Origin of the sequence: Agrobacterium sp. 22094 (assembly GCF_052046015.1) — a bacterium.
GTDB classification, from domain to species: Bacteria; Pseudomonadota; Alphaproteobacteria; order Rhizobiales; family Rhizobiaceae; genus Agrobacterium; species Agrobacterium cavarae.
Window position 1 is genome coordinate 369,222 of record NZ_JBQEPX010000005.1, and the last position, 10,418, is coordinate 379,639.

General features: G+C 59.2%; 8 protein-coding genes. 3 read left to right on the top strand and 5 right to left on the bottom strand.

What is annotated here, in order from left to right; genetic code table 11:
- Positions 1-12 precede the first annotated feature (12 nt).
- Together ACTJK5_RS20560 and ACTJK5_RS20565 are read left to right on the top strand one after the other, a co-directional pair.
- Positions 13-966, top strand: a complete 954-nt coding sequence (locus tag ACTJK5_RS20560; protein ID WP_112519296.1) for a DUF1402 family protein — start codon at positions 13-15, stop codon at positions 964-966.
- Between the two features lie 118 nt (positions 967-1,084).
- Positions 1,085-3,253, top strand: coding sequence for a malate synthase G (locus tag ACTJK5_RS20565; protein ID WP_440613124.1), 2,169 nt, complete (start codon positions 1,085-1,087; stop codon positions 3,251-3,253).
- A 113-nt stretch (positions 3,254-3,366) separates the two neighbouring features.
- Here ACTJK5_RS20565 and ACTJK5_RS20570 read toward each other — a convergent pair whose 3' ends face one another.
- The gene (locus tag ACTJK5_RS20570) at positions 3,367-4,053 is read right to left on the bottom strand and encodes a L,D-transpeptidase (RefSeq protein ID WP_062424793.1); all 687 of its coding nucleotides are present in this window, start codon (positions 4,051-4,053) and stop codon (positions 3,367-3,369) included.
- A 182-nt stretch (positions 4,054-4,235) separates the two neighbouring features.
- On the opposite strand from ACTJK5_RS20570, the gene ACTJK5_RS20575 reads away from it, so the two are divergent.
- Positions 4,236-4,721 (top strand): MmcB family DNA repair protein, encoded by a 486-nt coding sequence (locus tag ACTJK5_RS20575; protein WP_113227381.1) that lies wholly within the window; start codon positions 4,236-4,238, stop codon positions 4,719-4,721.
- Positions 4,722-4,736: 15 nt separating this feature from the next.
- Here the strand turns inward: ACTJK5_RS20575 and ACTJK5_RS20580 are convergent, their stop codons facing one another.
- From ACTJK5_RS20580 to ACTJK5_RS20595, 4 genes are all read right to left on the bottom strand, one after another.
- Positions 4,737-5,321, bottom strand: a complete 585-nt coding sequence (locus ACTJK5_RS20580) for an ActR/PrrA/RegA family redox response regulator transcription factor (RefSeq protein ID WP_062597505.1) — start codon at positions 5,319-5,321, stop codon at positions 4,737-4,739.
- Positions 5,322-5,418: 97 nt separating this feature from the next.
- On the bottom strand, positions 5,419-6,726 hold the full coding sequence (locus tag ACTJK5_RS20585) for an ActS/PrrB/RegB family redox-sensitive histidine kinase (protein ID WP_440613125.1): 1,308 nt from the start codon (positions 6,724-6,726) through the stop codon (positions 5,419-5,421).
- An 18-nt stretch (positions 6,727-6,744) separates the two neighbouring features.
- Entirely contained in the window at positions 6,745-9,231 is a 2,487-nt protein-coding gene (hrpB, locus tag ACTJK5_RS20590) for an ATP-dependent helicase HrpB (RefSeq protein WP_440613126.1), read from the bottom strand.
- A 4-nt stretch (positions 9,232-9,235) separates the two neighbouring features.
- Positions 9,236-10,186 (bottom strand): ornithine cyclodeaminase family protein, encoded by a 951-nt coding sequence (locus ACTJK5_RS20595; RefSeq protein WP_440613127.1) that lies wholly within the window; start codon positions 10,184-10,186, stop codon positions 9,236-9,238.
- Positions 10,187-10,418 lie beyond the last annotated feature (232 nt).

Genomic DNA, 10,418 nt, shown 5'->3' on the forward strand with positions numbered 1-10,418 from the left:
AGGCATCCGCTCGTGCGCAAAACTCTCCTGGCATTGGCCACGCTTCTGGCCATTGGCACTGTTCTCCCGTCCTATGCTGAGGCCGCGACGCTCGTGCCGCCTGGTAACCGCAATGCGGAACAGCCGAATGTTCCAGGTGCATCGGCGCGCCGTACCAAGGGTTCGAACTCCACCTACGAGCGGAAATACCAGAAAGTCTACGAGCTTCTGTCCAGCGACAAGCAGCTGATCTCCAAGATCAAATCGACGGCAAGCCGCTATGGCATCGATCCGATCCACATGATCGGCGCGATCGTTGGCGAACACACCTACAATGTCGATGCCTATGATCGCCTGCAGTCCTACTATGTGAAGGCGGCATCCTACGCAGGGAACAGTTTCCGCTTCGGTTACAAGGATGAAACGATTGCGCAGTTTCTGACGCATTCGCAATTTGCCAAATGCCAGTCGAAAAGCGATTCCTACAGCCTGTGGAATTGTCGCGAAGATGTCTGGGAGGCGAGCTTCCGCGGCAAGACGGTCGAGGGCGTCAGCTATCCCGATAACCGCTTCAGTGCCGTGTTCTTTCAGCCCTTCTATGCCGGCCAGACATTCGGGCTGGGACAGATCAATCCGCTGACGGCACTCATGCTGTCGGATACGGTGGCGCGCACCTCTGGCTATGAGAAGCTAGACGAGAACGATGCCTCTGCCGTCTATACGGCCATCATGGATCCCGATCATTCGCTTGCCTATATGGCCGCTGCGATCCGCAAATCCATCGATGACTACAAGTCGATCGCCGACATGGATATTTCCAAAAATCCTGGCCTGACATCGACGCTTTACAATCTCGGTGGCTCACAGCAGCGCGCCGCCGCATTGGCGCAGAAGAACCGCCAAAGCGGCGGTACGGTCTGGCCGGAAGAGAATTACTATGGCTGGCTGATCAATGAGAAGCTGCCAGAGTTGCAGAAGCTTCTCTAACTGGAACAGGTTTTTGAGATTATTTCCTCAACGGAAAAAATCTTTGATGCATAGCGACGGTTGACGGAGGCTGGGTACAGCCTCCACTCTATGGACAATGATCATAGGGAGATATGTTGTGAGCCGCATCGAGCATAACGGACTGTCATTCGACGAGACGCTCTACCAGTTTTTGAAGGATGAGGTTCTGCCCGAGACGGGGCTGAACGCCGACACCTTCTTCGACGGTTTCTCTGCGATCGTTCACGATCTTGCGCCGAAGAACAAAGAGCTCCTCGCCAAGCGCGACGCCTTCCAGGAAAAGCTCGATGATTGGTATCGCCAGAACGGTGCGCCATCCGACCTCGCATCCTACGAGGCCTATCTTCGCGAGATCGGCTACATCGTTCCGGAAGGCGCGGCCTTCAAGGTCAACACCCAGAACGTCGATCCGGAAATCGCCGAACTTGCCGGGCCGCAGCTCGTCGTACCGGTGATGAATGCGCGCTACGCGCTGAACGCCGCCAATGCCCGCTGGGGTTCGCTTTACGATGCGCTTTACGGCACGGATGCGATTGCCGAAGACGACGGCGCCGAAAAGGGCCGGGGCTACAATCCCCGTCGGGGCGAAAAGGTCATCGCCTGGGCAAGATCATTCCTCGACGGCTCCGTACCGCTTGCGAGCGGCAAATGGGCCGATGTCAGCGGCTTGCGCGTGGTTGACGGTGCCCTGGTCATCGACCTGGACGGCAGTTCGACAACCCCTGCCGATCAGGCACATTTCGCCGGCTTCGATGGCGATGCGTCGAAGCCATCTGCTGTTTTGCTGAAAACCAACGGCATCCATATCGAAATCGTCGTCGATCCCACCACTGCCATCGGCAAGGCTGATCGCGCTGGCATCTCCGACGTGATCCTCGAATCGGCGCTGACCACCATCATGGATTGCGAGGATTCCGTCGCGGCCGTGGATGCGGAGGACAAGTTGGTCGTCTATCGCAACTGGCTCGGCCTGATGCGCGGTGATTTGACCGAGGAGGTCTCCAAGGGCGGGGAAACCTTTACCCGTCGTTTGAACCCCGACCGAAATTATACCGCGCGCAACGGAACGGCTCTGACGCTTCCCGGCCGCTCGCTGATGCTGGTGCGCAATGTCGGCCACCTGATGACGAACCCCGCTATCCTAGACCGTAATGGCCAGGAAGTTCCGGAAGGCATCATGGATGCGGTCATTACCGGTCTCATTGCGCTTTACGATGTCGGCCCGATTGGTCGCCACCAGAACTCGCGCGCCGGATCGATGTATGTCGTGAAGCCCAAGATGCACGGCCCGGAAGAAGTCGCCTTCGCAGCTGAGATTTTCACCCGCGTCGAACAGCTTGTCGGCATGCGCCCCAACACCATGAAAATGGGCATCATGGATGAGGAACGCCGCACGACCGTCAACCTCAAGGAATGCATTCGCGCCGCCAAGGACCGCGTCGTCTTCATCAATACCGGCTTCCTCGATCGCACCGGCGACGAAATCCATACCTCGATGGAAGCGGGTCCGATGATCCGCAAGGGCGACATGAAGCAGGCCGCCTGGATTGCGGCGTATGAAAACTGGAATGTCGATATCGGTCTCGAATGCGGCCTGTCGGGTCATGCGCAGATCGGCAAGGGCATGTGGGCCATGCCCGACCTGATGGCCGCCATGCTGGAGCAGAAGATCGCCCATCCCAAGGCAGGTGCCAACACGGCCTGGGTGCCCTCGCCAACGGCCGCAACGCTGCATGCGACGCATTATCACAAGGTCGACGTCGCCCAGGTGCAGGAAGGGTTGAAAAGCCGCGATCGTGCCAAGCTCGCCGATATTCTCTCTGTTCCCGTCGCGGTTCGCCCCAACTGGACGCCTGAGGAAATCCAGCGCGAACTGGATAACAACGCCCAGGGTATTCTGGGCTACGTCGTTCGCTGGGTCGACCAAGGTGTCGGTTGTTCCAAGGTGCCGGACATCAACAACATCGGCCTGATGGAAGACCGTGCGACGCTGCGCATCTCGGCCCAGCACATGGCAAACTGGCTGCGCCATGGTGTGGTCTCGGAGGAGCAGATCGTCGAGACCATGAAGCGCATGGCAGCCGTGGTCGATCAGCAGAATGCCGGCGATGCGGCCTATACGCCCATGGCAGGCAACTTCGACGATTCGGTTGCGTTCCAGGCGGCAGTGGAACTGGTATTGAAGGGCAGGGCGCAGCCGAACGGCTATACCGAGCCGGTCCTTCACCGTCGCCGTCTTGAACTGAAGGCGAAACAACGCGCCTGAGAGCATCCTCTCACCGTCCGGGATGCACGCTGATCGGCAGGCATCTCAGACCGGAAACAAAAAAAGCCGCCGGGAGATCCACGGCGGCTTCTTCAATACTCAGGATCCGGAAATTACTGGATCACGATAACCTTGGAGCTGCGGCCTGGACGGATGCGGCTGTAGAGATCGATCACGTCCTGGTTGATCATGCGAATGCAGCCGGAAGAGGCGGCGGTGCCGATCGAGGCCCATTCAGGCGAACCGTGGATACGGAACAACGTATCCTGGCCCTGTTCGTTGAAGAGATACATGGCGCGCGCACCGAGCGGATTGCTGATGCCGGGACCCATGCCGTTTTCGACATATCTGGCAACTTCAGGCTTGCGGGCGGCCATTTCCTTCGGCGGATGCCAGGTTGGCCATTCCTGCTTCCAGGCCACATAGGCTTCACCAGCCCAGGCAAAACCCTGCTTGCCGACGCCGATGCCGTAACGCACGGCCTTGCCGCCGGGCAGGATGTAATAAAGGAAGCGCTCGCGGGTGTTGACGATCACCGTGCCCGGCTTTTCAGCGGTTTCATAGTTCACGATCTGGCGATGAAACTTCTTGTCAACGCGGTTGATCGGAATGGCGGGCAGGGCATAACCAGCATCCGTTGTCGCGCCGTAAACTTCATCGCCGAAGATCTGGGCGGTCTCGACGACAACCGGAGCAGCGAGCGGGCGGGCGGAAGAGGTTTCAGTCGTTGTGGACGCGCAGCCGGTCAGCGCAAGGATGGACGACAGGCCGAGTGCAGTCAATGAAGTGCGAATGCGCATGGTGTTCTCGCGGAAAATTCGCTTATATAAGCGGTGCATGAAGCGATATTGGATCATCGGGTTATTTTCGATTAATCCATGCTTTGCAAGCCATCGCACCGCAGCAAGATTACCGCTTGTGCGAATATGCTGCTTCATGGTCTTTTTGCAACAATTTCGGGGGCCTTTTCCAGAATCCGTCCATGACTATTCTTTCCTTTACCAATAACAACCCGTTAATCGACGGTCGCCAATCTGAGAAAGCCATGCTTGTGCGCCGGGGTGTGCAGATATTGCTGAACGAGATGCGGCACTCCGTTCTGCCGGAACTGGCGCTATCCAGCGGCCGGCGTGCGGATCTCATCAGCCTGTCGGTCAAAGGGGAAATCTGGATCATCGAGATCAAATCCTCGATCGAGGATTTCAGGGTGGACCGCAAGTGGCCGGATTATCGGCTACATTGCGACCGGCTGTTCTTCGCCACCCACGCTGGCGTCCCGCTCGATATCTTTCCCGAAGAGTGCGGCCTTTTTCTCTCGGATGGATATGGCGCCCATATGGTGCGCGAGGCGCCAGAACATAAGCTGGCGCCGGCCACTCGCAAATCTCTGATGCTTGATTTCTCCAGGACGGCCGCCCGCCGCCTGATGATGGCGGAATGGTCCACCGGCACCAGCTACTCGGACTGATCCCTATCCCGTTGCTTACTTGGGCGCGCGCTTGGCCAGAATGCGCTGCAGCGTGCGGCGGTGCATGTTTAGCCGTCGCGCCGTCTCCGAGACGTTTCGCTCGCACATTTCATAGACGCGCTGAATGTGCTCCCACCGCACCCGGTCGGCAGACATCGGGTTTTCCGGCACTTCCATCCGGTCGCCTTCGCGCTGTGTCAGCGCGTTGAAGACATCGTCGGCATCCGCTGGTTTTGCCAGATAGTCAAGCGCACCGAGCTTCACGGCAGTGACGGCGGTCGCAATATTTCCATAGCCGGTCAGCACGACGATTTGCGTGTCATCGCGATGCTGGCGAATGGCCTCGATCACTTCCAATCCATTGCCGTCGCCGAGCCGCAGGTCCACCACCGCATATTTCGGCGGCGCGCTCTTCGATTTCTCAATGCCTTCGCTCACCGATTCGGCGGTGTCCACCACAAAGCCACGCGCTTCCATGGCGCGCGCCAGACGGCGCAGGAAGGGACCGTCATCATCGACGACCAGCAGCGACTTATCCGGACCGATCGCATCCGAAGCCGTTATCGCCTCTTCTTCGTGCTTCTGTCCGTCATCAGCCATGGGTCGTTTCCTTCGGTCATTCTGTTATCTTTCGGCGATCATATCCCTCATGCGCCACAAGCGCCACAAGCGTGAGGGTTTCCTAAGAGACTTCAGATCACCGGTTCTTATTATCTTCCATGACCGATCGCGGCCAGATGACGGTCACCCTCGCACCTGCGGCATTTGGTCCACGATTTTCGAATGTCAGTGAAGCCCCGGATCGTTCCAGCAACGTCTTGGCAATGAAGAGACCAAGTCCGAGCCCTCCAGCCGTCGCATCATTGTGCCTTTTGGTCACATAAGGATCGCCGATGCGTGCGAGGATATCCGGCGAATAGCCGTCGCCATCATCCTCGATCGTCACCATCACCTGCTGCTGATCATGCGCCACGGTGACGGTCACCATATCCTTGGCGTAATCGACAGCGTTTTCCAGCAGATTTCCAAGTCCGTAGAGAATACCGGCATTGCGCGCCCCGACCGGTTCGTCTGCCCGTCCGGACTTTTCCACCAACTTGAGTTTCACGCCGAATTCCCGGTGCGGTGCCATCACTTCCTCGATCAAAGAGGAGAGTGGAAGCCGGCGAATATGTTCTTCGCCTTCGGCAGAAAGCGATGTCAGCCGGCGCAGAATATCGCGGCATCGCTCGCTTTGGCTGCGTAGAAGCGCGACATCCTCGCTGAAGCGCTCGTCCTTTCCAAGCTCGCGCTGCATCTCCTTGGCGACCACGCTGATGGTTGCGAGCGGCGTACCCAATTCATGGGCTGCGGCTGCGGCGAGACCATCCAGTTGCGACAGGTGCTTTTCCCGCTCCAGCACCAGTTCGGTCGCAGCAAGCGCATCGGCAAGCTGATTGGCCTCATGCGAGACGCGGTAGGCATAGAAGGCTGCAAACAGCATCATTGCCACGATCGAGCACCAGATGCCGATATGGATGATGAGCTGGATCGGCAATTCTTCCCCCGGATACCAGGGAACCGGAAACGGCGAAAATGCAATCGCTGTTGCGCAAACCAGCGCGAAGAACAGCAAAACGAGAGAATGTTTCAGCGGCTGCGAGGCAAAGGCGATGATGACCTGAACGCAGATCAGCGGCGCGAATGGGTTGGACAATCCGCCGGTAATATAGATCAGCGCCGTCAACTGCAGCAGGTCGAAGGCAAGCAGCAGCGTCGCCTCCCAGGGCTCCAGACGATAGGTCGCCGGAAACCGAGCCGATAGAAAGAGGTTTGCAGTCGCAAGGGCGGCAATAAGAAGCGCGCAGGTCAGCAATGGCAGGGGAAAGCCAAGACCAAACGCAACGATCAGAAGCGTGGCGCTCTGCCCGGCCACGGCAAGCCAGCGCAGCCAGACAATGGTCTGCAGCCTGATCTGGCGGCTGGCGCGGCCGAACCGTGTCGTTTCTACAGGCTGCTTTGCCATTGGTGCCTCGTTATCATCTCATGTGCCGCGCGGCTTGGCGCGATGTGTGGCTTGCGCGGATGCCGGATCTTCCGGCCAGGGATGGCGCGGATAACGCCCGCGCATATCCGCGCGCACGTCCTTCCAGGAGCCGGCCCAGAACCCTGGCAAATCCCGCGTGGTCTGTATCGGCCTGTGGGCAGGCGAGGTCAATTCCAGTAAGAGTGGCAATTTGCCGCCTGCCACACTCGGGTGATCCTTCAACCCGAAGAGCTCCTGCACGCGGATGGTCAGCGTCGGCTCCTCGCCCTCATAGTGGATCGAGTGCTTTTGTCCGGTCGGCGCTTCGAAATGGGTAGGAAGCAATTTGCCAAGCTGGCGCAGTTCCTCGTGCGGAACCAGCGAGCGCAGCCCATCGATGATGTTGCCGCCATTGATCTCATGGATCGTCTTGGCGTCATGCTGAAAGGGCACGAACCACTCGTCCAGCCGGTCGATCAGCGCCGCGTCACTCATATCCGGCCATGGCGCGCCGACACTGCGGTGAAGAAAGCCGAGACGATGGCGCAACTGCTGGGCCTCTTTAGAAAAGGGCACAATGCCGAGCCCATATTCGCGGATGCCGCTCGCAAGCGCTTGCGCCGCCTTCTCTCCGGTCGGGCGCGCAAGTGGTGTTTCATCTAGAATAATGGCGCCGATGCGCGAGACGCGTCTTGCCCGGACCTGACCGCTTTGCTTATCGAAGAAAAGCTGGTCCTCCTTGACGATCGCCTCTGGCAGAAATGCGTCCACATCCCGCAGTGAGATCGAAGCGGCCGCCAGAATCCTCGGGCGTGCGGCGCGGCCGACGATGTCGGCGACCACCAGCATCTTTTCGGCCGCCAGTCGCTGCGTCTCTTCCACCTCTCCACCACGTCCATTCGCCATCACATACCGACCGCGCCCACCACGCTGGAATGCGATGCGATCCGGAAAGGCATGCAACAGAAGCTGCCCGGCCGTCAGAGCTGCTTCCGATCCGTCCCTTTTGCCTGGAAGGGAGGAAAGGAGCCGTTTTGCCAGTCCTTTGGCAGCGGCTGCGCGCTCCGTCTTCTCGCCCTTGAACCGGCGAAGCCGCTCTTCCAGATCGATCTCATTACCGCCGAGCCCTTGTTCAGTGAGCAGCACAGCAAGCAGCGAAGCCTCATGGCCACATCCAAGCTCTTCTGCCGCGAGAACCATGGCTGCGAGGCGCGGCGGCAGGGCCATCTCGCGCATCAGCTTGCCGCGTGCGGTCATCGCGCCAGACCGGTCGAGAGCGCCAAGCCCTTGCAGCAGCGCATTCGCCTCTTTCAACGTAGACGCTGGCGGCTGATCGAGAAATTTGAGGGACGCCGGATCACTGACACCCCAATGGGCAAGATCGAGCGCGAAACCGGAAAGGTCGCTGGCGAGAATCTGCGGCGGCGTAAAGGCAGGCAGCGCCGCTGTCTGTCCCGCGTGCCACAGACGGATGGCAATACCCGGCCCCGTTCGCCCCGCGCGGCCAGCACGCTGATCGGCAGACGCGCGAGAGACCTTTACTGTCTCAAGCCGGCTGATGCCGGTGGAGGGCTCGAAGACGGGAAGGCGTTGCAGCCCGCTATCAATGGCAATCCGCACACCGTCGATGGTGATCGAGGTCTCCGCAATCGAGGTTGCCAGCACGATCTTGCGCCGACCGCTTTCCGCTGGCTTGATCGCTGCGTCCTGTTCTTTCTGCGAGAGGTTTCCATATAGCGGGATCACCTGCGTATTCGGATCGAATCGGCCCTCCAGTCTCTCAGCGGTCCGCTTGATCTCCGCTTGACCCGGAAGAAAGGCAAGGATCGATCCGGCCTCTGCGGCATGCGCCTCGATGATGGCCCGCGCCACCTTGTCTTCGACCCGCTCCTGTCCAGCCCTGTCTTCGTAGCGTATATCGACCGGAAAGCTCCGGCCGAGACTGGTGATGACAGGCGCGTCATCGAGCAGCGCACTGATCCGCTCCGAATCCAGCGTGGCGGACATCACCAGCAAATGCAGATCATCGCGAAGGCCTGCCTGCACATCCAGCGCTAGCGCGAGGCCAAAGTCGCCATCAAGCGAGCGCTCGTGAAATTCATCGAAGATGACGACGGACACGCCGCGAAGCTCCGGATCATCCAGAACCATCCGCGCGAACACGCCTTCGGTCACCACTTCGATTCGCGTTCTGGCAGAAACGCGATTGTCGAGACGCATGCGATAACCCACCGTGTTCCCGACATCCTCCTTCAGGAGTGACGCCATGCGGCTTGCCGCCGCACGTGCCGCCAGCCGTCGAGGCTCCAGAAGAATGATCTTGCCGTCGCCAAGCCACTCCTGGTCGAGCAGATAGAGCGGCACCAGGGTCGTCTTGCCGGCCCCTGGCGGGGCGCACAGAACGGCTTTCTTCGCGCGGGCGAGTTCCTGCCCCAACGCAGCCAGCACATCCGTGACCGGGAGATTGCTCGAATCCTGGATTGCCGTTTTGATCGTACTCGTCATGACGTCAGTTGGTCCGTCGCGTCACGCTTTCATAGGCAAGGATCGCGCCAGCCAGATCTTCCAGCGCCGCACCGACCGATTTGAACAGCGTGATCTCGTTATCGTTGTCTCGACCCTTTTGACGCCCTGAAACGAGATCGGCAAGCTCTGCCTTGATATCCTCTCGCTGAAGCAGACCGGCCTGGAGCGGCTGGACGATATCGCCCCCTTCTTTAAGAGCGCCATCGAAGGTATCGACATAAACGCTTGCCAGCTGCACGGCCGCATCGTCGCTCTCGCGCATGGACGGCTTGAAGGCTCCAACGAGATCGAGATGCGCGCCCGGCTTCAGCCAAGCGCCTCGGATCAATGGCTCGTTGGAGAGCGTGGCGCAGGAAATGATATCGGCGTCCCGTGCGCCGACTTCCAGATCGGCGCAGGCAAAAGCATTGAGCCCCATTTGCCGGGCTTCAGCGGCTGCCTTCTCCGCGGAGGCCATATTCCGTCCCCATATATGGAAGGTGGAAATGTTTCGCACCGTGGAATGGGCCTGCATCAGGTTGAGCGACAGGCGCCCGGTACCGACCATCAGCATGGACGATGCATCAGGCCGCGCGAGGTATTTTGCTGCGAGAGCGGAGGTCGCCGCAGTCCGCCGCGCCGTTAACTCGCCGCCTTCGACTGCCGCCAGCATTTCCCCAGTCTTGCCGGAAGAGAGAAGATACGTTCCGAAGATTGCGGGCAGGGCACGGGTGTTGTTATCCGGGAAGACCGAAAGGATCTTCACACCCATATAGGAGCCAGGCACCCAGGCGGGCATCATCAGAAGCGTCGCATCCCTCTCGCCCGGCACGGCGACATCATGATGATGCCGAACGGGCATCTCGCAACCGGTGCGAAACATCGTTTCGATCGCTTCGATAAGCTGTGGCCACGCCAGTGCGTTGCGCGTTTCGTCTTCATTCAGAACCAGCATCGACTTTTCCCTTCTTCTCTTATGCGTCGAGCTTAGCATGGTGAGCGCATCATTGAAGAGATGGGCGATTTGCAGAGCTGTAAAACACGCTTGATGTCAGGGTCTGAGATGCTGCCAGAAGCGTGCCCTCGAAAAAACGCAACGATTACTGTTACTTACGAGAAAACGACAGATTTATGAAAAACGTCTGTTGACTTGTTTGGGGTGTGTCTCTTATAAGTCCGCTCACTGA